Origin of the sequence: Enterobacter cloacae complex sp. R_G8 (assembly GCF_024599795.1) — a bacterium.
In the GTDB taxonomy this organism is placed as follows: Bacteria; Pseudomonadota; Gammaproteobacteria; order Enterobacterales; family Enterobacteriaceae; genus Enterobacter; species Enterobacter dissolvens.
In genome coordinates, this window is the sequence record NZ_CP102246.1 from 1,465,291 (window position 1) to 1,488,495 (window position 23,205).

Here is a 23,205-nt window from a genome sequence, read left to right on the forward strand (position 1 = left end):
TTCGGAAGCAATTATGGCCTTATTACAAATTAGTGAGCCTGGCTTAAGTGCCGCACCGCACCAGCGCCGTCTGGCGGTGGGTATTGACCTGGGCACCACCAATTCCCTCGTGGCGACCGTGCGTAGCGGCCAGGCGGAGACGCTGGCTGACGAGCAGGGCCGCCATCTGCTGCCTTCCGTGGTCCACTACCAGCAGCAGGGCCACGCGGTGGGCTTTGATGCCCGCGCTAACGCCGCGCGCGATCCGGCGAATACCATCAGCTCCGTTAAGCGGATGATGGGCCGCTCGCTGGCCGATATTCAGACCCGCTACCCGCATCTGCCGTATCAGCTGCAGGCCAGTGAAAACGGCCTGCCGATGATTGCGACTGCGGCCGGTCTGCTGAACCCGATTCGTGTTTCCTCCGACATCCTCAAAGCGCTGGCGGCGCGTGCGACCGCCACGCTCGGTGGCGATCTGGACGGCGTAGTCATTACCGTTCCGGCCTATTTTGACGACGCACAGCGTCAGGGCACCAAAGACGCCGCGCGTCTGGCGGGCCTGCACGTGCTGCGACTGCTGAACGAACCGACGGCGGCAGCGATTGCCTACGGCCTCGACTCCGGTCAGGAAGGGGTCATTGCAGTTTACGATCTTGGCGGCGGTACCTTTGATATCTCGATCCTGCGCTTAAGCCGCGGGGTGTTTGAAGTGCTGGCGACCGGCGGGGATTCCGCGCTGGGCGGCGATGACTTCGACCATCTGCTGGCGGATTACATCCGCGAGCAGGCGGGCATCAGCGATCGCAGCGATGCGCGCATACAGCGTGAACTACTGGATGCGGCTATCGAGGCCAAAATTGCGCTAAGCGATGCTGAGTCAGTCAGTGTGAACGTGGCGGGCTGGCAGGGTGAAATCGCCCGTAAACAGTTTAACGATCTGATCGCCCCCCTGGTGAAACGTACGCTGTTAGCCTGCCGTCGTGCGCTGAAAGATGCCGGTGTTGAGGCGAACGAGGTGCTGGAAGTGGTCATGGTGGGCGGTTCGACCCGCGTGCCGCTGGTGCGCGAGCGCGTGGGCGAATTCTTTGGCCGCACGCCGCTGACCTCCATTGACCCGGACAAAGTGGTTGCCGTGGGGGCCGCAATCCAGGCCGATATTCTGGTCGGCAACAAGCCGGACAGTGAAATGCTGCTGCTGGACGTTATCCCGCTTTCGCTGGGTTTAGAGACCATGGGCGGCCTGGTGGAGAAAGTCATTCCGCGCAACACCACCATTCCGGTGGCACGTGCGCAGGAGTTTACCACCTTCAAAGACGGCCAGACCGCGATGTCCATCCACGTGATGCAGGGCGAACGCGAACTGGTGCAGGACTGCCGTTCTCTGGCGCGCTTTGCGCTGCGGGGCATTCCGGCGCTGCCTGCGGGGGGGGCGCATATTCGCGTCACCTTCCAGGTGGATGCGGACGGCCTGCTGAGCGTCACGGCGATGGAAAAATCGACCGGTGTCGAATCGTCCATTCAGGTGAAGCCGTCCTACGGCCTGACCGATGGCGAAATCGCCTCCATGATTCAGGACTCAATGAGCTACGCCGAGCAGGATGTGAAGGCGCGTATGCTGGCCGAACAAAAAGTGGAAGCCGCACGCGTGCTGGAAAGCCTGAACGGCGCGCTCGCTGCCGATGCCGCGCTGTTAAGCGCCGCTGAGCGTCAGGTGATTGACGAGGCTGCTTCGCACTTAAGCGTGGTCGCCCAGGGCAATGATGCTGACGCAATAGAAGAAGCCATCAAAAACGTTGATAAACAAACCCAGGACTTTGCTGCTCGCCGCATGGACAAATCTGTCCGCGTCGCGCTGAAAGGCCAGTCCGTGGACGAGGTTTAATATGCCAAAGATTGTTATTTTGCCTCATGCGGACCTCTGTCCGGATGGCGCTGTTCTGGAAGCGAAGACCGGTGAAACCATTCTCGATGTTGCCCTGCGTGCAGGTATCGAAGTGGAACACGCCTGTGAAAAATCCTGTGCCTGCACAACGTGCCACTGCATCGTGCGTGAAGGTTTCGACTCGCTTGCCGAAAGCACTGAAGACGAAGACGACATGCTGGATAAAGCATGGGGTCTGGAGCCCGACAGCCGCTTAAGCTGTCAGGCGGCGGTGACCGACGAAGATCTGGTCGTGGAATTCCCACGTTACACCATCAACCACGCACGCGAGCATTGATATGGGACTGAAGTGGACAGACAGCCGTGAAATCGGCGAAGCGCTCTACGACGCTAACCCGGATCTCGATCCAAAAACCGTACGCTTCACCGATATGCATCAGTGGATCTGCGATTTAGAGGATTTCGACGACGATCCCAACGCATCCAATGAAAAAATTCTGGAGGCGATTCTGTTAGTCTGGTTAGATGAAGCAGAGTAAATCACGTAACGGGCTGCCTTCAGGCGGCCCGTTTGCTAATAAGGATAAATAAAATGACCGAAGCGATGAAGATTACGCTCACTACGCAACCCGCCGATGCGCGTTGGGGCGAGAAAGCCACTTACAGTATCAACAACGACGGTATTACCCTGCACCTGACGGGCAACGACGATCTGGGTCTGATCCAGCGCGCCGCGCGCAAAATTGATGGGCTCGGCATTAAGCATGTCTCTCTGGCAGGCGAGGGCTGGGACACCGACCGCAGCTGGGCGTACTGGGCTGGTTATAAAGGGCCGAAAGGCACCCGCAAAATTGAGTGGGCCAACCTTGATGAAGCCGGTCAAAAAGAGCTGGAAAGCCGCCTGACCATTATCGACTGGGTGCGTGACACCATCAACGCGCCGGCGGAAGAGCTGGGGCCGGAACAGCTGGCACAGCGCGCCGTTGACCTGTTGTGCGGCGTGGCTGGCGACAACATGTCTTACCGCATCACCAAAGGTGAAGACCTGCGCGAGCAGAACTACATGGGCATTCACACCGTGGGTCGTGGCTCTGAGCGTCCTCCGGTGCTGCTGGCGCTGGACTACAACCCAACCGGCGATAAAGACGCGCCAGTGTTTGCCTGCCTGGTCGGGAAAGGTATCACCTTCGACACCGGTGGCTACAGCCTGAAGCAGAGCGCGTTCATGGACTCCATGAAATCCGACATGGGCGGGGCGGCAACCATCACCGGTGCGCTGGCGTTTGCAATTACCCGTGGCCTGAAAAAACGCGTGAAGCTGTACCTGTGCTGCGCTGACAACATGGTTAGTGGTAATGCCTTCAAGCTGGGCGACATCATTCGCTATCGCAACGGCAAAAATGTTGAAGTGATGAATACCGATGCCGAAGGCCGTCTGGTGCTGGCCGATGGTCTGATCGATGCTTCTGCCCAGAAGCCAGAGTTGATTATCGATATGGCCACCCTGACCGGCGCGGCAAAAACGGCGCTGGGTAACGACTACCATGCGCTGTTCAGCTTTGACGACAAGCTGGCGGCCCGCCTGCTGGCAAGCGCTGCGGCAGAAAACGAACCGTTCTGGCGTCTGCCGCTGGCAGAGTTCCACCGCAGCCAGCTGCCGTCTAACTTTGCCGAACTGAATAACACCGCAAGCGCGGCGTACCCGGCGGGTGCCAGCACTGCAGCAGGCTTCCTGTCCCACTTCGTTGAGAACTATCACGAAGGCTGGCTGCATATCGACTGCTCCGCAACCTACCGTAAAGCGGCGGTTGAGCAGTGGTCTGCGGGCGCGACCGGCCTGGGCGTGCGTACCGTGGCGAACCTGCTGACGGCTGAGTAATGCTTTTTGCCCTCACCCTAACCCTCTCCCACGGGGAGAGGGTTGGTTTGCTCCCTCTCCCTTGAGGGAGAGGGCCGGGGTGAGGGGGAAATTCGAGATCTGGAATTGTTATGTCAGAAACCAAAAACGAATTAGAAACCCTGCTGGAACAGGCGGCGACCGAGCCCGCCCACCGTCCGGCATTTTTCCGCACGCTGCTGGAATCCACCGTCTGGGTGCCGGGCACCGCGGCGGAAGGTGAGCAGGTTGTTGAAGATAGCGCGCTGGATCTGCTGCACTGGGAGAAAGACGACGGTACCTCAGTCATCCCGTTCTTTACCTCGCTGGAAGCACTGCAGAAAGCCGTTGAAGACGAACAGGCGTTCGTGGTGATGCCGGTGCGCACGCTGTTTGAAATGACGCTGGGCCAGACCCTGTTCCTTAACGCGAAACTGCCGACCGGGAAAGAGTTCACGCCGCGTGAAATCAGCCATCTGATTGGTGAAGAGGGTAACCCGCTCAGCACCCAGGAAGTGCTGGAAGGGGGCGAAACGCTGCTGCTCTCTGAAGTGGCCGAACCGCCAGCGCAGATGATCGATTCCCTGACCACGTTGTTCAAAACCCTGAAGCCGGTAAGACGCGCGTTCCTCTGTTCGATTAAAGAGCAAGCGGATGAACAGCCGGTACTGTTGATTGGTATTGAAGCTGACAGCGATATCGACGAGATCATCCAGGCGGCGGGCAGCGTGGCCACCGATACGTTGCCGGGCGATGAGCCAATTGATATCTGCCAGGTGAAGAATGGTGAGAAGGGCATCAGCCACTTTATTACCGAGCACATCACACCGTTCTATGAGCGTCGCTGGGGCGGCTTCCTGCGCGATCTCAAAACCAACCGCATCATCTGATTACAGCGGGGTGACTGTCACCCCGTTGCTTCCAGCAGCAGTAAATCCATCAGCAGTACCAGATTCGATTCAAACGACGTCACCCCTGCGGCTTCCGCGGCGTAATGCACCGCCTCGTCATAGAGAGCGAAGTGCACGTCTGCCATACCCGCCAGCGTATTGGCCGAGGCGCGGGTAAACGCGACAATCGTCATCCCGACGTTTTTGGCGATCCGCGCTTTATCCAGCACCTGCTCTGTTTCGCCGCTGCGCGAGACGGCAATAAATACCTGATAACGGGCGGCGTTGCTGAGGAAGATGTTCCGGCTGTCACCCGGCCCGGAGATAAACGCCGTTTTCCCCAGCACCTGCAGTTTTTTGGTCAGGTATTCGGCAAACAGATAGGAAAACCCGGCACCGTAGAGAAAGAAGCTCTCTTTGTGACGCAGCAGGTCGGCAAACTGCAGACGCTTCTCATCGGTCACCCACTGGAATGTCTGCTGATAGTTGGCAATAAACTGGCTGAACAGCGCAGGCAACTGCGGAAGGGCGTTTCCTTGCTTCGTAATATGCGGCGTGTCGGTGAGGAGCTGTTTGCAGTGCCAGATAAACTCGCTAAACCCGCTGAACCCCAGCTTCTGACACAGCCGCATAATCGTCGCGGTAGAGACAAATGTCGCCTGCGCCAGTTCCCGCACCGTGATGTTACCCACCAGCAGCGGATGCTCCGTGAGGTGGGCGAGTACGCGATACTCTGCGCGGGTCAGCGATTCCCCGCGCGTTAACAGCGTGGCCAGGCGGTTATCCATTATTTCGCGGGTTCAACCGGCAGATCGTCCCGCGCACCCCACTCACTCCAGGCGCCGTCGTACAGCGTGACATCGTTTACGCCGAGCGTGGCGAGCGCCAGGATCACCACGCAGGCCGTTACGCCGGAACCGCAGCTGGCAATAATCGGACGGTGTAAATCCACGCCCTGACGATCAAAAATCGCGCGTAGCTCATCGGTGGTTTTCAGCTCGCCCTCAAATACCAGATCGCCCCACGGCACGTTCAACGCCCCCGGAATATGACCACGCTTCAGTCCTGGACGTGGTTCATCCGCTTCAGCGTTAAAACGCGGGGCTGGGCGGGCATCGACGATTTGGGCAGTGTTTTCATGGCTGACGACCAGCACGTCGGTCAGGCGTTTCACCACATTTGCGTCAAACGTCGCGTCAAAATCCCCCTCCGGCAGCGTCACGTCCCCCTGCTGCAGCGGCAGTTCGTCGCGCTTCCAGCCAGCCAGACCCCCCGCCAGAATCGAGACCTTCTCGACGCCGAAGTTTTTCAGCATCCACCACGCGCGCGGTGCAGAGAAGAGGTTACCTTCATCATAAACAACGAGGTGTTTGTCTTTGCTGATGCCCAGCTCGCGCATCGCCACGGAGAAGGCTTCCGGGCGCGGTAGCATGTGCGGCAGAGGGGAGGTGTGATCGGAGAGGGCTTCGATATCAAAAAATACCGCGCCCGGCAGGTGCCCTGCGCGGTATTCACCGGGAACGTCACGATGCTCCTGGCCCGGAGGAGCCATACGCGCGTCAATAATCTGCACTTCAGGATCGTCGCCGTGCTCAATCAGCCAGTCGGCGGCGACAAAATATGAGGTGGACATGGGTTGCCTCCATTCTTTTCCGTAAAAAAGGATTGTCGGTGTTTTTTCTGACACCGACAAGCAAACCACGTTCAACTCGCGAGCAAGCCCCTATTTTTTCACCGCTTCGCCGTTCAGCCAGGCTTTTTGCAGGGCAGGCCAGTACGCGCGGTTAGCCTCGATCATCTCATCCAGAATCGCTTTCGCGTGCTCCATGGTCGGCACGGTGCGGTTCAGGGTAAATGCCTGCAGTGCTTTCTCATAGCTCCCTTCAATAGTTGCTTCCACCAGCAGCTGTTCAGAGGCGAGTTGCTGTTGCAGCAGCGTCTGATGGAACAGCGGCACCTGGCCCACGCGGACAGGCTCTGGCCCCTCGGAGGTGATATAAGCGGGTACCTCGACGACCGCATCGTACGGCAGATTGGTAATTGCCCCGCGGTTTTCCACCATCACCAGATGACGGCTCCGCAGGTTGAAGGCCAGCGAGCAGGCGACATCGACGATAAACTCGCCGTGAACGCCAACGTGGAAGGCATCCGGCAGGATCCCGGTACGCTTATATTCTTCGGCGGCGGCAAACAGCTTTTTCTCACGCCCGTTCATCACTTCATTAGCGCGGGTGTAGTCCGGGTTCTGATGCTCAACAATCTGGTTCGGCATCAGGTAGTACTGCAGATACGGGTTCGGCAGATACTCCGGGAAGTTATCCATGATCGGCTTGATGTTGCGCCAGGTTTTCACCCACGACGGATCGGAGTGCTGTGGGTCGGTTTTGGCGGCATCTTCCGTCAGCAGACCAAACTTCGCGATATGTTTACGCAGCTCCGGCAGCTTGTCCTCGCCGTCCACCCACACACGGGTAAACCAGCCGAAGTGATTCAGCCCAAAGTAGTCCACCTCCAGCTTGTGGCGATCAACCCCCAGAATCGCCCCCATGTTACGCATAGCGGCAACCGGCATATCGCAAATATTCAACACGCGGGCGTTCGGGCGCAGGCGGCGTACCCCTTCCGCGACGATCGCCGCCGGGTTGGAGTAGTTTACGATCCACGCTTTCTCATGCGCATAGCGATCCACCAGATCGATAAGCTCGACCATTGGCAGGATCGTACGCAGCCCGTACGCCAGCCCGCCGGGGCCGCAGGTCTCCTGACCAACCACGCCGTGGCGCAGCGGGATCTTCTCATCCTGCTCGCGCATCTTGTACTGGCCGACGCGCATCTGGGCGAAGACGAAGTGTGCGCCGCTGAAGGCCACTTCCGGGTCATTGGTGACGGTAAATTTGATGCTCTGGCTGTGGTCGCGGATCACTTTTTCCACCACCGGGGCAATCGTGTTCTGACGCGCCTCGTCGATGTCGTAGAGGCGGATTTCGGCCAGCGGGAAGTCCTGCAGACGCACCATCAGGCTTTTCACAATACCTGGCGTGTAGGTGCTACCGCCGCCAGCAATCGACAGAATGAATGGGGGTGTAAACATCTTTAGCTCCTTTCAGAGAAACGTCTCAACGGCTTCTCGCATTTTTTTGACATGCAGCCCGTAGACCACCTGAACGTTGTTACCTTGTTTGATAATCCCTTTCGCGCCGGTCGCTTTCAGCCGCGGCTCATCAATGATGGCGACATCCTTCACCGTCACACGTAAGCGGGTGTAGCAGTTATCCACCACTTCAATATTTTCCCGGCCGCCCAGACCGACGACGATGGATTCACCCAGCCCGTCGTTATTGCCCTTCGCCTGGTACTCCTGTTTGCTGTAAAGGCGCGTCTCCTGGTCCTCATCTTCACGCCCTGGCGTTTTCATGTTGAAACGCAGGATCAGGAAGCGGAACACCACGAAGTAGAGGGCGAACATGATCAGCCCGACCACGATGTACATCGGCCAGTTGGACTTCTCCGTGCCGAGCGGCAGGTTGTAGAGAATAAAATCGATAATCCCGTTAGCGCCGATGGCGTGAACACCCAGCAGGGAGAACAGCATCATCCCGATACCTGTCAGCACCGCGTGCACCACGAACAGCAGCGGGGCGACAAACAGGAAGGAGAACTCAATGGGCTCGGTGACGCCGACCAGCAGCGAAGTGAGCGCCGCCGGGATCAGAATCGCTTTTGCTGCCGCTTTACGCTCCGGCTTTGCGGTCATGTACATCGCCAGCGCCGCCGCCGGCAGGCCAAACATCTTGCTGATGCCGCGCGCATCCCATACCACCGTGCTGCTGAGCTGTTTCACCTCCGGGCAGGCCATCTCCGCGAAGTAAATGTTGCGCGCGCCCTGATAAAGCGTACCGCACACCTCTTGCGTGCCGCCCAGTTCGGTATACAGGAATGGGGTATAGACCAGATGATGCAGACCGGTGGGCACCAGAATGCGCTCAAGGAAGCCGTAGATCGCCACGCCGAACGGACCGGAACCTTTGATAGCAAGCGCCATTGCGCTAATGCCGTGTTGAGCAAACGGCCACAGCTCGCTCATCACTACGCCGAGCAGCATGGAAACGGGCAGCATCACAATGGCGACAAAACAGTGGCCAGAGTAAATCGCCATCGCACCGTTAAACTGTACGCCGGAGTATTTGTTGTACAGGTATCCGGAAAGCGCGCCGGTCAGGATCCCGGCGAACACGCCCATCTCCAGCACCTGAACGCCCAGCACCATGGTCTGCCCGGCGGCTTTCATCTGTGCTGCGGGTGCCAGTTCGCCCTGAAGCTGTAGCGTGACGTTCATGGCGTTGATAAACACCACAAACGTTACCAGCCCAATCAGCGCCGCATAGCCTTTGTCCCGTGTTGCCAGACCAATCGGGATGCCGACGGCAAACACCAGGGCCAGGTTAACCAGCACCGACACGGCAGATTTGGCGATCAGCTGGCCGATATTCTGGATCAGCGGATGGCCGAGAAACGGCAGATACTCGGCCAGGTTGCCATTGCCCAGCACATTGCCAAAGGCGATAAACAGACCGACGATCGGTAAAATAAGTACCGGTCCGTACAATGATTTTCCGAAATTTTGTAGGGCGTTCACGGCTCGTTTCATGGCTTTCTCTCTTATTGAACCGCGCACTCGGGGTGCGTCTTGAGCTTAAAACTAGCAGGCTCCCGGCGAGCTTATCCAGCTATCTTCTTGTTTTAAAAACAAATGACGTGAAAGGTAACATGTGACGTTTGACGTTGTGATCGGCGTAACATCACCACGTTGACGATGCGAGCCGCCTTCCAGATCCTAAAAATGGACTTTTTGTATTAACGAAACTTGCGGATAATACTTATCCGGAAGACGACCAACAGGCTCCATGGGCCAGGGACAAAGGATGAAACCGTTTCGCTTAGCCGCGCTCTCTCTTGCGCTGCTCACCACGTTTACGCTTGTCGGCTGTGATAACAGCGACGATAAACCTCAGGCTGCGGCTCCCGCGGCATCTACAGCAACCACACCAAAAGCGGCGGAAAAGCCAGACGCTGACAAGCTGGCAAAACTGGCGGCACAAAGTCAGGGCAAAGCGCTCACTCTGCTTGATGCCTCTGAAGTGCAGCTGGACGGCGCCGCCACGCTGGTGCTGACATTCTCTGTTCCACTGAATCCGGATCAGGATTTCTCGAAAACCGTGCATGTCGTGGATAAGAAAAGCGGCAAGGTTGACGGGGCGTGGGAACTGGCGCCGAACCTGAAAGAGCTTCGTCTGCGCCATCTGGAGCCCAACCGCAATCTGGTCGTCACCGTGGAACGCGATCTGCAGGCGCTGAACAAAGCGACTTTTGGCATCGACTACGAAAAAGCCCTGACCACCCGGGATATCGAGCCGACGGTCGGCTTCGCCAGCCGCGGGTCACTGCTGCCGGGTAAGGTGGTGGAAGGTCTGCCGGTGATGGCGCTTAACGTTAACAACGTGGACGTGAATTTCTACCGCGTGAAGCCTGAATCGCTGGCTTCGTTCGTTAGCCAGTGGGAATACCGTAACTCGCTGACCAACTGGGAGTCTGACAATTTATTGAAGATGGCCGAGTTGGTTTATACCGGCCGTTTCGATCTTAACCCGGCGCGCAACACGCGTGAAAAACTGCTGCTGCCGCTGAAAGATATCAAGCCGCTCCAGCAGTCTGGCGTTTATATCGCGGTGATGAATCAGGCAGGGCACTATAACTACAGCAATGCCGCCACGCTCTTCACCTTAAGCGATATTGGGCTGTCCGCTCACCGTTATCATAACCGTCTCGATATCTTCACCCAGAGCCTGGAAAACGGTGCGGCGCAATCCGGCGTAACCGTCACGCTGTTAAACGATAAAGGGCAGACCCTGGCTGAGGCGAACAGCGATGCCGACGGCCATGCAAAGCTCGAAACTGACAAAGAAGCCGCGCTGCTGCTAGCCAGTAAAGACGGCCAGACCACGCTGCTTGACCTCAAGCTGCCGGCGCTCGATCTGGCGGAGTTCGACATTGCCGGTAGCCCTGGCTACAGCAAACAATTCTTTATGTTTGGCCCGCGTGACCTCTATCGCCCAGGCGAAACGGTGATCCTGAACGGCTTACTGCGTGACAGCGACGGTAAACCGCTGCCCGCGCAGCCGGTGAAGCTGGATGTCCTGCGTCCGGACGGGCAGGTGGCGCGTACCGTCGTCGTCCAGCCGGAGAACGGTCTCTATCGCTTTAACTATCCGCTGGACAGCGGGGCGCAAACCGGCATGTGGCATATCCGCGCCAATACGGGCGATAACCAGCAGCGTCTGTGGGACTTCCACGTCGAAGATTTCATGCCAGAGCGTATGGCGCTGAATCTCAGCGGACAAAAAACGCCGGTTTCACCGCAGGATAACGTCGACTTTAACGTGGTGGGATATTACCTGTACGGCGCACCGGCCAACGGTAATGCCCTGCAGGGGCAACTTTTCCTGCGTCCACTGCGTGAAGCGGTTCCGGCATTGCCTGGCTTCCAGTTTGGTGATATCGCCGAAGACAACCTGAGTCGCAGCCTGGATGAAGTGCAGCTTACGCTTGATGAACAGGGGCGTGGGCAGGTCTCAACAGAAAGCCAGTGGAAAGAGGTGCACTCTCCGCTTCAGCTGATCCTGCAGGCCAGCCTGCTGGAATCAGGCGGTCGTCCGGTGACGCGTCGTGCTGAACAGGCTATCTGGCCAGCAGCCGAATTACCGGGTATTCGTCCTCAGTTCGCCAGCAAGGCGGTGTATGATTACCGCACCGATACCACTGTTAACCAGCCTATCGTCGATGAAAACGGCAACGCCAGTTTCGACATTGTCTATGCCGATGCCAGCGGGGCGAAAAAGGCTGTGTCCGGGTTACAGGTGCGCCTGATCCGCGAACGCCGCGACTACTACTGGAACTGGTCAGAAAGCGATGGCTGGCAGTCTCAGTTTGATCAAAAAGATCTCATTGAAGGCGAGCAGGAACTGACCCTCAAGGCCGATGAAACGGGTAAAGTGACTTTCCCGGTAGAGTGGGGCTCCTATCGTCTGGAAGTGAAAGCGCCTGATGACATGGTCAGCAGCGTGCGTTTCTGGGCCGGGTACAGCTGGCAGGATAACAGTGACGGCACGGGAGCCGCGCGGCCCGATCGCGTGACCCTGAAACTGGATAAGCCGTCTTACCAGCCGGGTGACACTGTCCAGCTGCATATCGCCGCACCGGCGGCGGGTAAAGGCTATGCGATGATCGAATCCAGCGAAGGACCGCTGTGGTGGAAAGAGATCGACGTGCCGGCCAACGGGCTGGATCTCTCTATTCCGGTAGACAAAGCATGGAAACGCCACGACCTCTATCTCAGCACGCTGGTGGTTCGTCCTGGCGATAAATCCAAATCCGCCACGCCAAAGCGGGCGGTTGGCCTGCTGCATCTGCCGATGGGGGATGAAAATCGCCGTCTGAATATCGCGCTGGATAACCCGCAAAAAATGCGCCCGAACCAGACGCTTTCTGTGAAGGTAAAAGCTAGCGTGAAAGAGGGCCCGGTACCACAAAAAGTGAACGTGCTGGTCTCCGCGGTGGACAGCGGCGTGCTGAACATTACCGATTACGTCACGCCGGATCCCTGGCAGGCCTTCTTTGGTCAGAAGCGCTATGGCGCGGATATCTACGATATCTACGGCCAGGTGATTGAAGGCCAGGGACGTATGGCCGCGCTGCGTTTTGGTGGTGACGGCGATGAGCTTAAACGCGGCGGTAAGCCACCGGTGAACCATGTCACCATTATCGCTCAGCAGGCACAGCCAGTGACGCTTGATGCGAATGGTGAAGGATCCATCACTCTGCCAATTGGAGACTTTAACGGCGAGCTGCGTCTGATGGCGCAGGCCTGGACGGAAGAGGATTTCGGCAGCAGCGAAAGCAAAGTGATTGTGGCCGCGCCGGTCATTACCGAACTGAATACGCCACGCTTCCTGGCAAGCGGCGATACCTCACGGTTGACGCTGGATCTCACCAACCTGACCGATCGGCCGCAAACGCTCAATGTGTCCTTAACTGCGACCGGCAAGCTGTCGCTGGAAGGGGCGCAGCCGCAGCCTGTCAAACTGCCACCGGGTGCGCGTAGCACGCTGTTTATTCCGGTGCGTGCACTGGACGGTTACGGTGATGGCGAAGTGACGGCGCAGGTAACAGGGCTTCAACTGCCTGGCGAGACTTTCGCTCCGCAGCAGAAGAGCTGGAAAATCGGCGTCCGTCCTGCGTTCCCGGCGCAGACGGTGAATACCGGGGCCATGCTGAACCCGGGTGAGTCCTGGACTGCGCCAGGGCAGCATATCAACGGCTTCTCTCCCGCTACATTGCAGGGACAACTGCTGCTTAGCGGCAAACCGCCGCTTAATCTGGCGCGCTATATCCGTGAGCTGCAGGCATATCCTTATGGCTGTCTTGAACAAACCACCAGTGGCCTGTTCCCGTCGCTCTATACCAACGCGGCACAGCTGAAGGCGCTTGGCATTAAAGGCGACACGGACGACAAGCGTCGTGCTGCCATTGATATTGGCATCTCCCGCCTGCTGCAGATGCAGCGTGACGACGGTGGTTTTGCGCTCTGGGATAAAAACGGTCCGGAAGAGTACTGGCTGACTGCCTATGTCACTGACTTCCTGGTACGTGCCGGTGAGCAAGGCTACAGCGTGCCGACGGATGCGGTCAATAATGCCAATAGCCGACTGCTCCGCTACCTGCAGGATCCGGGCATGATGTCCATCCGCTACAGCGACGATACCCAGGCCAGCAAATTTGCCGTGCAGGCCTATGCTGCACTGGTACTGGCGCGCCAGCAAAAAGCCCCGCTGGGGGCGTTGCGTGAAATCTGGGAGCGTCACGGACAGGCGGCTTCGGGTCTGCCGCTGATGCAGCTCGGTATGGCACTCAAACTGATGGGGGATGCCCCGCGCAGCCAGCAGGCGCTGGATCTGGCCCTTAAAACGCCGCGCAACGACAGCAGAAACTGGATGGCGGATTATGGCAGCCAGCTTCGCGATAACGCGCTGATGCTCTCCCTTCTGGAGGAGTACAAGCTGCTGCCGGATGCGCAAAATACGCTGCTGAATGCCCTGTCTGAACAGGCCTTCAGCCAGCGCTGGCTGTCAACACAGGAGAGTAACGCGCTGTTCCTGGCCGGACGTTCGCTGCAGACTTTGTCCGGAGCATGGCAGGCGGAAACCTCACTTTCGGGTACCGCATTGAGCGGTGACAAGGCGCTGGTGCAGAATATGAATGGCGATCAGCTTGGTGCGCTGCAGGTCACCAACACCGGCACGGCCCCGCTGTGGGTGCGTCTGGATAGCACCGGTTACCCGGACTCAGCCCCTCAGCCATCCTCGAATGTGCTGCAGATTGAACGCCATATTCTGGCAACCGACGGCAGTTCGAAATCGCTCTCTTCGCTGAAGAGCGGTGAGCTGGTGCTGGTATGGCTGGAAGTGAAAGCCAGCCAGAACGTGCCAGATGCGCTGGTGGTGGATCTCCTCCCGGCGGGTCTGGAGCTGGAGAACCAGAACCTGGCGAGCAGCAGCGCCAGCCTGCAGGACAGCGGCAGCGAAGTGCAGAACCTGCTTAGCCAGATGCAGCAGGCGGATATTCAGCATATGGAGTTCCGTGACGACCGCTTTGTGGCCGCCGTGCCGGTTAACGAAGGGCAACCGGTGACGCTGGTTTATCTGGCGCGCGCCGTGACGCCGGGAACGTATCAGGTACCGGTGCCGCTGGTGGAGTCCATGTATGTTCCGCAGTGGCGGGCAACGGGTGCGGCCAGTGGCCCGCTGATTGTTGTACCGTAATATGTCAGTTGCACGTCTGATACGCTCCCGCTGGCTGTGGCTGGCGGGGGCGCTTCTCATTTTAGGGGGGCTGATTGTCGCCGCCGACCGCCTCTGGCCGTTGCCGCTGAAAGAGGTTAACCCCGCCCGGGTGGTGGTGGATGAGAAGGGCACACCGCTCTGGCGTTTTGCCGACAACGACGGGATCTGGCGCTATCCGGTCACGATTGAAGAGGTCTCTCCCCGCTATCTTGAGGCCCTGATCCAGTATGAAGATCGCTGGTTCTGGGATCATCCAGGCGTGAATCCTTTCTCTGTGCTGCGCGCCGCCTGGCAGGATCTGACGTCCGGTAAGGTGGTCTCCGGCGGCAGCACGCTGACCATGCAGGTCGCGCGTCTGCTGGATCCGCATCCGCGCACCTTTGGCGGAAAAATTCGTCAGCTCTGGCGGGCGATGCAGCTTGAATGGCACCTCTCCAAACGCGAGATCCTCACGCTCTATCTTAACCGGGCCCCGTTTGGCGGCACGCTGCAGGGGATAGGTGCCGCAAGCTGGACCTACCTGGGGAAACCGCCGTCACAGCTCAGCTATTCCGAAGCGGCCCTGCTGGCGGTGTTACCCCAGGCCCCCAGCCGTTTACGTCCCGACCGCTGGCCGGCGCGCGCGGAAGCAGCGCGCAACAAAGTGCTCGATCGGATGGTGACACAGGGCGTCTGGTCAGCCCGACAGGTTAACGAATCCCGTGAGGAGCCGGTATGGCTGGCTCCCCGGCAGATGCCTCAGCTGGCGCCGCTCTTCGCACGCATGATGCTGGGGAAAAGCCGTGATACCAAAATTGTCACCACCCTGGATGCCCCCTTACAACGGCAGCTGGAAGAGCTGGCAAAGAACTGGAAATCCCGCCTGCCGGCGCGCAGTTCGCTGGCAATGATCGTTGTGGATCATACTACTATGAAGGTGCGCGGTTGGGTCGGTTCGGTGGATATTAATGATGACACCCGCTTTAGCCATGTGGATATGGTGAATGCGATCCGATCCCCGGGATCGGTACTGAAACCTTTTATCTACGGTATGGCGCTCGACGATGGTCTGATCCATCCCGCCTCGCTGCTTCAGGATGTCCCCAGGAAAACCGGTGATTATCGTCCCGGTAATTTTGACAGCGGATTTCATGGACCGGTGAGTATGAGCGAAGCGCTGGTGCGCTCTCTCAACCTGCCTGCCGTGCAGGTGCTGGAGGCCTACGGGCCAAAGCGTTTTGCAGGCATGCTGAGCAATGCAGGGTTGCCGCTTATTTTGCCTGCGGGCGCGCAGCCAAATCTGTCGCTGATCCTGGGCGGGGCAGGGGCGCGGCTGGCAGACATTACGGCTGCCTACAGCGCCTTTGCCCGGCACGGTAAAGCGGGAAGGCTGCGGTTACAGCCAGGTGATGCGCTGGTTGAGCGTCCGCTGTTGTCACCTGGCTCGGCCTGGATTATCCGCCGTATTCTGGCGAATGAGGCCCAACCGTTACCGGATAACGCACTGCCGCAGGTTGCGCCGCTGGCGTGGAAAACGGGCACCAGCTACGGCTATCGCGATGCCTGGGCCATTGGCCTGAATGCGCGTTACGTGATTGGCATCTGGACCGGAAGGCCGGACGGCACGCCCGTGGCCGGGCAGTTTGGTTTTGCCAGTGCCGTGCCGCTGTTAAATCAGGTGAATAACCTGCTTCAGTCGCGCTCAACGATAGACGAAGCGCGCCTGCCACGCGATCCGCGCCCGGAAAGCGTCGGGCGAGGCATGATCTGCTGGCCTGGCGGGCAGTCGTTGCCGGAGGGCAGTGAAAACTGCCGTCGACGCCTGTCGACCTGGCTGCTGGAAGGAAGTGAGCCGCCGACGCTGTTGCTGCCGGAGCAGGAGGGCATCCGCGGGATCCGTTTCCCGGTCTGGCTGGATAAAACTGGCAAACGCGTGGCGGCAGATTGCCCGGATGCCACAGAGAAGGTGCTGGATGTCTGGCCGTTACCGCTTGAGCCATGGCTGCCTGCCCCGGAGCGTCGTGCGGTCAGGGTGCCTCCCTCTTCAGCAACGTGTCCGCCGTTATCGCAGGATGCACCTGCACCGCTCATGTTGACTGGCGTGCGTGAGGGAGCCGTTATCAAACGGCTGCCCGGTGAGTCTCGCGTTTCGTTGCCGCTTCAGGCGACCGGTAACAGCGGTGAGCGCTGGTGGTTTTTAAACGGAGAGCCGCTGAGTGTGAAAGGAAGAATCTATACATTACAGCTTGATAAAGCGGGCGATTATCAGTTGCTGGTCATGGATGAAACGGGTCAGGTGGCGACGGTGAATTTTACGCTGCAGTAACGGTAAAAGCGGCCTCAGATGTGAGCTGTTGCTAAAACTCGTCTTATTTTAAAAAAATGTTACCCGAATCCATAGGCAATGGCGCCATTGCTCATTATAATCCGCGCCACACCATACTCAGGTATGCAAAACAACAGAACATTTTACAGAGGTTATCATGGCTATTGAACGTACTTTTTCCATCATCAAACCAAACGCGGTGGCAAAAAACGTTATTGGCAGCATCTTCGCGCGTTTCGAATCTGCAGGGTTCAAAATTGTTGGCACCAAAATGCTGCACCTGACCGTTGAGCAGGCGCGTGGTTTCTACGCTGAGCACGAAGGTCGCCCATTCTTTGACGGTCTGGTTGAGTTCATGACTTCCGGTCCGATCGTCGTATCCGTACTGGAAGGCGAAAATGCGGTACAGCGTCACCGTGACCTGCTGGGTGCAACCAACCCGGATAACGCGCTGGCTGGTACGCTGCGCGCTGATTACGCTGACAGCTTCACTGAGAACGGCACCCACGGTTCTGACTCTGTTGAATCTGCTGCGCGCGAAATCGCGTTCTTCTTCGCAGAAGGCGAAGTGTGTCCACGTACCCGTTAATTTAACGGTTTCGTTTACACATTATTTTCGTAAATGCCACGTGCAAACGTGGCATCCCTGCGCCAGACTTTGTACAATGCAACGCCCCGGACGAGCAGAACGCTTTCCGGGGCGTTTCTTTTCAACCCTCCATGGGCCATAACGTGTAACAACGAGGCCGGAAAATATTATGTCTGAATTAGTGAATACCTCCGAAGTCGCCACGCCTGCGGTTCCAAATAAAAATGGAAAAATCAACCTGCTGGATCTGAACCGTCAGCAGATGCGCGAGTTCTTTAAAGAGATGGGCGAGAAGCCGTTTCGTGCCGATCAGGTCATGAAATGGATGTACCACTATTGCAGCGACAACTTTGATGACATGACGGACATCAACAAAGTGCTGCGTAATAAGCTCAAAGAAGTGGCTGAAATCCGCGCACCGGAAGTGGTGGAAGAACAGCGCTCGTCAGATGGCACCATCAAATGGGCGATTGCCGTTGGCGATCAGCGCGTTGAAACTGTCTATATCCCGGAAGAGGATCGCGCCACGCTGTGCGTCTCTTCTCAGGTTGGGTGTGCGCTGGAGTGCAAATTCTGCTCTACCGCGCAGCAAGGTTTTAACCGCAACCTGCGTGTATCTGAAATCATTGGCCAGGTCTGGCGTGCCGCGAAAATCGTCGGCGCGGCGAAAGTGACCGGTACCCGGCCCATCACCAACGTGGTGATGATGGGGATGGGTGAACCGCTGCTGAACCTGACCAACGTGGTTCCGGCGATGGAAATCATGCTGGACGATTTCGGTTTTGGCCTCTCCAAGCGCCGCGTGACGCTCTCTACCTCCGGCGTGGTTCCGGCACTGGATAAGCTTGGCGACATGATTGACGTGGCGCTGGCGATCTCCCTCCATGCGCCAAACGACGAAATTCGTGACGAAATTGTGCCGATCAACAAAAAGTACAATATCGAAACCTTCCTTGCGGCGGTGCGTCGCTACCTGGAAAAATCCAACGCTAACCAGGGCCGCGTAACCATCGAGTACGTGATGCTCGATCACGTGAACGACGGTACCGAGCACGCGCATCAGCTGGCTGAACTGCTGAAAGACACGCCGTGCAAAATCAACCTGATCCCATGGAACCCGTTCCCGGGCGCGCCGTATGGCCGCAGTTCGAACAGCCGTATCGACCGTTTCTCGAAAGTGTTGATGGAGTACGGATTCACCACCATCGTGCGTAAAACCCGTGGTGATGATATCGATGCCGCATGCGGACAGCTGGCGGGTGATGTGATTGACCGAACCAAACGTACCTTGCGTAAACGCATGCAGGGCGAGACGATTGCGGTCAAAGCTGTTTGATTATTATGCAATCACGGCGCATTATTGCGCCGTGAAGCATAATCTTACTGAATAATCAGTCAGATTCGTGATGGCTGAGTAATAATTACGGTGCGTTTCATACGACTTTCGGGCAGTATGTAACGACGTAACAACAGTTTAGCTTCACGGGCAGGGCTGCACTGTCATCTCCGGGCTGACAGTCTTATACTGACTGTTCAAGGTTAACTGACCAGAAGTTTCGCGGTGCGGGTGGCATTGTGACTCACCGGCACCTGAACCCTTATTTTTCACGTACCAGTAGTTGTAGCGAATGAATACTGAAGCCACTCACGACCAACATGAAGCACTCTCCACTGGCGTTCGTCTTCGCAACGCCCGTGAACAACTCGGACTCAGCCAGCAAGCCGTTGCAGAACGCTTGTGCCTGAAGGTTTCCACGGTTCGCGATATTGAAGAAGATAAGGCGCCTGCCGATCTGGCTTCAACGTTCTTGCGCGGGTATATCCGCTCTTACGCAAAACTGGTGCATATCCCCGAAGACGAATTACTGCCGATGATGGAGAAGCAGGCACCGGTGCGTGCAGCAAAAGTTGCGCCGATGCAAACTTTCTCCCTGGGGAAACGTCGTAAAAAACGTGATGGCTGGCTGATGAGCTTTACCTGGCTGGTGCTGTTTGTGGTTGTCGGCCTGACCGGCGCGTGGTGGTGGCAAAACCACAAGGCGCAGCAGGAAGAGATCACCACAATGGCCGATCAATCCTCCGCGGAACTTAACCAGGCTGGAAACGGCAACGCGCAGAGCGTTCCACTGAGCACCGACGGCGCGGCAACGACCAGCGAACCACAAACCACGACGACTGATACGCCAGCAACGGACGCGACGCAGGCTCCAGCAGCAACGGCCAACACGCCAGCGCCTCAGACTCAGGCTCCGACTCAGGATCAAAACGCGGTGGTTGCACCGTCTCAGGCTCCTGTGGATACCGCAACGAATGCACCGGCGGCCAACAGCACGGTACCACTGCCGACTGACCAGGCGGGCGTGGCAACGCCGGCGGCGGATCCAAATGCGCTGGTGATGAATTTCACTGCTGACTGCTGGTTAGAAGTCACTGACGCAACAGGTAAAAAACTGTTCAGCGGTCTGCAGCGTAAAGATGGCACGTTAAACCTAACCGGCCAGGCTCCGTATAAACTTAAAATCGGCGCTCCGGCAGCGGTACAGATCCAGTATCAAGGAAAACCTGTCGATCTGAGCCGCTTTATCAGAACTAACCAGGTTGCACGTCTTACCGTTAATGCCGAACAATCAGCAGCACAGTAACAGACGGGCTACGCGGGAGATTTTTCATGCATAACCAGGCTCCGATTCAACGTAGAAAATCGAAACGGATTTACGTTGGGAATGTGCCAATCGGCGATGGTGCCCCTATCGCCGTCCAGTCGATGACCAATACGCGCACCACGGACGTGGAAGCGACGGTCAACCAAATCAAAGCATTAGAACGCGTAGGCGCGGACATCGTTCGCGTCTCCGTGCCGACAATGGACGCCGCTGAGGCGTTCAAACTGATCAAACAGCAGGTCAGTGTTCCGCTGGTAGCAGATATCCACTTCGACTACCGCATTGCGCTGAAAGTCGCCGAATACGGCGTCGACTGCCTGCGTATTAACCCAGGCAACATCGGTAACGAAGAGCGTATCCGCATGGTGGTGGACTGCGCCCGTGATAAGAACATCCCCATCCGTATCGGCGTGAACGCCGGTTCACTGGAAAAAGATCTGCAGGAAAAGTACGGCGAACCCACGCCGCAGGCGCTGCTTGAATCCGCAATGCGTCACGTTGATCACCTGGATCGTCTTAACTTCGATCAGTTCAAAGTCAGCGTAAAAGCCTCCGACGTCTTCCTGGCGGTAGAGTCTTATCGTCTGCTGGCAAAACAGATCGATCAGCCTTTGCACCTCGGGATCACCGAAGCGGGTGGCCTGCGCAGTGGCTCCGTCAAGTCAGCCATCGGCCTGGGTCTGCTGCTCTCGGAAGGGATCGGCGATACCCTGCGCGTTTCGCTGGCGGCCGATCCGGTCGAAGAGATCAAAGTCGGCTTCGACATTCTGAAATCGCTGCGTATCCGTGCGCGTGGGATCAACTTCATCGCCTGCCCAACCTGTTCACGTCAGGAGTTTGACGTCATCGGAACCGTGAATGCCCTGGAGCAGCGTCTTGAAGACATCATCACCCCAATGGACGTCTCCATCATCGGTTGTGTGGTGAATGGCCCGGGTGAAGCGCTGGTGTCAACGCTGGGCGTCACCGGCGGTAACAAGAAAAGTGGTCTCTATGAAGATGGCGTTCGTAAAGATCGTCTGGATAATAGTGATATGATCGACCAGCTTGAAGCGCGCATTCGTGCCAAAGCGTCGATGATGGACGAAGCGCAGCGCATCAGCGTTCAGCAGGTTGAAAAATAACGTGATGGGAAGCGAAGTGCTTCCCATGTATGATTGAACCCATTCTTTGGGTTCTTTTTTGTATATAGAAAGAGAATAAACGTGGCAAAAAACATTCAAGCCATCCGCGGCATGAACGATTATCTGCCTGGCGAAACCGCCATCTGGCAGCGCATTGAAGGCACACTGAAGCAGGTGCTCGGCAGCTACGGTTACAGCGAAATCCGTTTGCCGATTGTAGAGCAGACCCCGTTATTCAAACGCGCGATCGGTGAAGTGACCGACGTGGTTGAAAAAGAGATGTATACCTTTGAGGACCGCAACGGCGACAGCCTGACGCTGCGTCCGGAAGGTACGGCGGGCTGTGTACGCGCCGGCATCGAACATGGTCTCCTGTACAATCAGGAGCAGCGCCTGTGGTATATCGGCCCGATGTTCCGCCACGAACGTCCACAGAAAGGTCGTTATCGCCAGTTCAATCAGCTGGGTGTAGAGGTGTTTGGTCTGCAAGGACCCGACATTGACGCTGAGCTGATTATGCTGACCGCCCGCTGGTGGCGCGCGCTGGGTATCTCTGAGCATGTTTCACTGGAGCTGAACTCTATCGGTTCTCTGGAAGCACGTGCGAATTACCGCGACGCGCTGGTGGCGTTCCTGGAGCAGCACAAAGAGAAGCTGGACGAAGACTGCAAACGTCGCATGTACAGCAACCCGCTGCGCGTGCTTGATTCCAAAAACCCGGATGTGCAGGCGCTGCTGAATGACGCCCCTGCATTGGGCGACTATCTGGACGACGATTCTCGCGAACACTTTGCCGGTCTGTGCAAACTGCTCGAAGCGGCAGGCATTGCCTATACCGTTAATCAGCGCCTGGTACGCGGTCTGGACTACTATAACCGTACCGTGTTTGAGTGGGTTACCACCAGCCTCGGTTCGCAGGGCACCGTGTGTGCTGGCGGCCGTTATGACGGTCTGGTTGAGCAACTTGGCGGTCGTGCCGCGCCTGCGGTTGGCTTCGCGATGGGCCTTGAGCGACTTGTTTTGCTGGTTCAGGCAGTTAATCCGGAATTTAAAGCAGATTCTGTTGTCGATATATACCTGGTGGCCTCAGGCGCGGAAACGCAGTCTGCGGCAATGCAGCTTGCCGAACGCGTGCGTGATGCACTGCCGGACGTGAAGCTGATGACCAACCATGGCGGCGGCAACTTCAAAAAACAGTTTGCTCGTGCCGATAAGTGGGGCGCAAGTATCGCACTGGTGCTGGGTGAGTCCGAAGTGGCTAACGGCGAAGTGGTGGTGAAAGACCTGCGCTCTGGTGAGCAGACAACGGTAACGCAGGACGGCGTTGCGGCGCACTTGCGCACTCTATTGGGCTAAGGAGAAGGACGGCGTGGAAATTTACGAGAACGAACACGACCAGGTCGACGCGATCAAACGCTTCTTTGCTGAAAACGGCAAAGCGCTGGTTGTTGGGGTTATTTTAGGTGTGGGTGCGTTGATTGGCTGGCGCTACTGGAACAATCATCAGGCGGATTCCGCGCGCGGCGCGTCTCTGTCTTATGAAAATACCGTAAGCGCAATTCGTGCCGATCAGCCACAAACGCTGACGGCTGCGGAGAAATTTGCCGCTGACAATAAAAACACCTACGGTGCGCTGGCCGCGCTGGAAGTGGCTCAGCAGTACATTGATAAGAACGAACTGGATAAAGCGGCTGCCCAGCTGTCGCAGGGGCTTGCGGCCGCCAGCGATGACAACCTGAAAGCGGTTATCAATCTGCGCCTGGCCCGTATCCAGGTTCAGCAGAAAAAAGCTGACGAAGCGCTGAAAACGCTCGATACCATCAAAGGCGAAGGTTTTGCTGCCATTGTTGCCGATCTGCGCGGTGAAGCACTGCTGAGCAAAGGTGATAAAGCGGGCGCGCGTAAAGCGTGGCAAGCTGGTGTGGATAGCAAAGCGTCACCTGCGCTGAGCGAAATGATGCAGATGAAAATAAATAATTTGTCCGTCTGAGAGGGACC

General features: G+C 57.5%; 17 protein-coding genes. 13 read left to right on the forward strand and 4 right to left on the reverse strand.

Features of this window, described 5'->3' with window-relative positions:
- Positions 1 to 13 precede the first annotated feature (13 nt).
- The 5 genes from hscA (at position 14) to sseB (ending at position 4,630) form a co-directional block, all read left to right on the forward strand.
- Positions 14 to 1,864, forward strand: coding sequence for a Fe-S protein assembly chaperone HscA (gene hscA, locus NQ842_RS07050; protein ID WP_257256664.1), 1,851 nt, complete (start codon positions 14 to 16; stop codon positions 1,862 to 1,864).
- A gap of 1 nt (position 1,865) precedes the next feature.
- Positions 1,866 to 2,201: an ISC system 2Fe-2S type ferredoxin gene (gene fdx / locus NQ842_RS07055; protein ID WP_003860652.1), complete on the forward strand. Its 336-nt coding sequence runs from the start codon at positions 1,866 to 1,868 to the stop codon at positions 2,199 to 2,201.
- Between the two features lies 1 nt (position 2,202).
- Positions 2,203 to 2,403: a Fe-S cluster assembly protein IscX gene (gene iscX / locus NQ842_RS07060; protein ID WP_003860650.1), complete on the forward strand. Its 201-nt coding sequence runs from the start codon at positions 2,203 to 2,205 to the stop codon at positions 2,401 to 2,403.
- A gap of 53 nt (positions 2,404 to 2,456) precedes the next feature.
- Positions 2,457 to 3,743 (forward strand): aminopeptidase PepB, encoded by a 1,287-nt coding sequence (pepB, locus tag NQ842_RS07065; RefSeq protein ID WP_063412064.1) that lies wholly within the window; start codon positions 2,457 to 2,459, stop codon positions 3,741 to 3,743.
- Positions 3,744 to 3,853: 110 nt separating this feature from the next.
- The gene (sseB, locus tag NQ842_RS07070; RefSeq protein ID WP_047360363.1) at positions 3,854 to 4,630 is read left to right on the forward strand and encodes an enhanced serine sensitivity protein SseB; all 777 of its coding nucleotides are present in this window, start codon (positions 3,854 to 3,856) and stop codon (positions 4,628 to 4,630) included.
- Positions 4,631 to 4,647: 17 nt separating this feature from the next.
- Here sseB and NQ842_RS07075 read toward each other — a convergent pair whose 3' ends face one another.
- From NQ842_RS07075 to NQ842_RS07090, 4 genes are all read right to left on the reverse strand, one after another.
- Entirely contained in the window at positions 4,648 to 5,418 is a 771-nt protein-coding gene (locus NQ842_RS07075; RefSeq protein WP_257256665.1) for a MurR/RpiR family transcriptional regulator, read from the reverse strand.
- Entirely contained in the window at positions 5,418 to 6,263 is an 846-nt protein-coding gene (gene sseA / locus NQ842_RS07080) for a 3-mercaptopyruvate sulfurtransferase (RefSeq protein ID WP_014832901.1), read from the reverse strand. Before sseA ends, NQ842_RS07075 begins: the two co-directional genes overlap by 1 nt.
- A 90-nt stretch (positions 6,264 to 6,353) precedes the next feature.
- Positions 6,354 to 7,721, reverse strand: a complete 1,368-nt coding sequence (locus tag NQ842_RS07085; RefSeq protein WP_257256666.1) for a 6-phospho-alpha-glucosidase — start codon at positions 7,719 to 7,721, stop codon at positions 6,354 to 6,356.
- Between the two features lie 12 nt (positions 7,722 to 7,733).
- On the reverse strand, positions 7,734 to 9,278 hold the full coding sequence (locus NQ842_RS07090; protein WP_014832899.1) for a PTS transporter subunit EIIC: 1,545 nt from the start codon (positions 9,276 to 9,278) through the stop codon (positions 7,734 to 7,736).
- Between the two features lie 274 nt (positions 9,279 to 9,552).
- On the opposite strand from NQ842_RS07090, the gene NQ842_RS07095 reads away from it, so the two are divergent.
- The 8 genes from NQ842_RS07095 (at position 9,553) to NQ842_RS07130 (ending at position 23,197) form a co-directional block, all read left to right on the forward strand.
- Entirely contained in the window at positions 9,553 to 14,505 is a 4,953-nt protein-coding gene (locus NQ842_RS07095; RefSeq protein WP_257256667.1) for an alpha-2-macroglobulin, read from the forward strand.
- A gap of 1 nt (position 14,506) precedes the next feature.
- Positions 14,507 to 16,831 carry a peptidoglycan glycosyltransferase PbpC gene (pbpC, locus tag NQ842_RS07100; RefSeq protein ID WP_257256668.1) on the forward strand — a complete coding sequence of 775 codons (2,325 nt, stop codon included), beginning with the start codon at positions 14,507 to 14,509 and terminating at the stop codon, positions 16,829 to 16,831.
- Between the two features lie 157 nt (positions 16,832 to 16,988).
- A complete protein-coding gene (gene ndk, locus NQ842_RS07105) occupies positions 16,989 to 17,420 on the forward strand; it encodes a nucleoside-diphosphate kinase (RefSeq protein WP_003860625.1) in 432 nt (143 codons plus the stop codon).
- A gap of 169 nt (positions 17,421 to 17,589) precedes the next feature.
- A complete protein-coding gene (locus NQ842_RS07110) occupies positions 17,590 to 18,756 on the forward strand; it encodes a bifunctional tRNA (adenosine(37)-C2)-methyltransferase TrmG/ribosomal RNA large subunit methyltransferase RlmN (protein WP_014832896.1) in 1,167 nt (388 codons plus the stop codon).
- Positions 18,757 to 19,048: 292 nt separating this feature from the next.
- Positions 19,049 to 20,062 (forward strand): cytoskeleton protein RodZ, encoded by a 1,014-nt coding sequence (gene rodZ, locus NQ842_RS07115; protein WP_257256669.1) that lies wholly within the window; start codon positions 19,049 to 19,051, stop codon positions 20,060 to 20,062.
- 26 nt (positions 20,063 to 20,088) lie between these two features.
- Entirely contained in the window at positions 20,089 to 21,207 is a 1,119-nt protein-coding gene (gene ispG / locus NQ842_RS07120; protein ID WP_013098277.1) for a flavodoxin-dependent (E)-4-hydroxy-3-methylbut-2-enyl-diphosphate synthase, read from the forward strand.
- An 81-nt stretch (positions 21,208 to 21,288) separates the two neighbouring features.
- A complete protein-coding gene (gene hisS / locus NQ842_RS07125; RefSeq protein WP_046888207.1) occupies positions 21,289 to 22,563 on the forward strand; it encodes a histidine--tRNA ligase in 1,275 nt (424 codons plus the stop codon).
- Positions 22,564 to 22,576: 13 nt separating this feature from the next.
- Positions 22,577 to 23,197 carry a YfgM family protein gene (locus tag NQ842_RS07130; protein ID WP_014832893.1) on the forward strand — a complete coding sequence of 207 codons (621 nt, stop codon included), beginning with the start codon at positions 22,577 to 22,579 and terminating at the stop codon, positions 23,195 to 23,197.
- Positions 23,198 to 23,205: the final 8 nt, after the last annotated feature.

Excerpts from the sequence above, each read along its gene's own strand:
- NQ842_RS07090 (WP_014832899.1), bottom strand. The coding sequence starts at position 9,278 with ATGAAACGAGCCGTGAACGCCCTACAAAATTTCGGAAAATCATTGTAC.
- iscX (WP_003860650.1), top strand. The coding sequence starts at position 2,203 with ATGGGACTGAAGTGGACAGACAGCCGTGAAATCGGCGAAGCGCTCTAC.
- pepB (WP_063412064.1), top strand. The coding sequence starts at position 2,457 with ATGACCGAAGCGATGAAGATTACGCTCACTACGCAACCCGCCGATGCG.
- hscA (WP_257256664.1), top strand. The coding sequence starts at position 14 with ATGGCCTTATTACAAATTAGTGAGCCTGGCTTAAGTGCCGCACCGCAC.
- NQ842_RS07085 (WP_257256666.1), bottom strand. The coding sequence starts at position 7,721 with ATGTTTACACCCCCATTCATTCTGTCGATTGCTGGCGGCGGTAGCACC.
- sseB (WP_047360363.1), top strand. The coding sequence starts at position 3,854 with ATGTCAGAAACCAAAAACGAATTAGAAACCCTGCTGGAACAGGCGGCG.
- NQ842_RS07075 (WP_257256665.1), bottom strand. The coding sequence starts at position 5,418 with ATGGATAACCGCCTGGCCACGCTGTTAACGCGCGGGGAATCGCTGACC.
- fdx (WP_003860652.1), top strand. The coding sequence starts at position 1,866 with ATGCCAAAGATTGTTATTTTGCCTCATGCGGACCTCTGTCCGGATGGC.
- sseA (WP_014832901.1), bottom strand. The coding sequence starts at position 6,263 with ATGTCCACCTCATATTTTGTCGCCGCCGACTGGCTGATTGAGCACGGC.
- pbpC (WP_257256668.1), top strand. The coding sequence starts at position 14,507 with ATGTCAGTTGCACGTCTGATACGCTCCCGCTGGCTGTGGCTGGCGGGG.
- NQ842_RS07095 (WP_257256667.1), top strand. The coding sequence starts at position 9,553 with ATGAAACCGTTTCGCTTAGCCGCGCTCTCTCTTGCGCTGCTCACCACG.
- NQ842_RS07110 (WP_014832896.1), top strand. The coding sequence starts at position 17,590 with ATGTCTGAATTAGTGAATACCTCCGAAGTCGCCACGCCTGCGGTTCCA.
- rodZ (WP_257256669.1), top strand. The coding sequence starts at position 19,049 with ATGAATACTGAAGCCACTCACGACCAACATGAAGCACTCTCCACTGGC.
- ispG (WP_013098277.1), top strand. The coding sequence starts at position 20,089 with ATGCATAACCAGGCTCCGATTCAACGTAGAAAATCGAAACGGATTTAC.
- ndk (WP_003860625.1), top strand. The coding sequence starts at position 16,989 with ATGGCTATTGAACGTACTTTTTCCATCATCAAACCAAACGCGGTGGCA.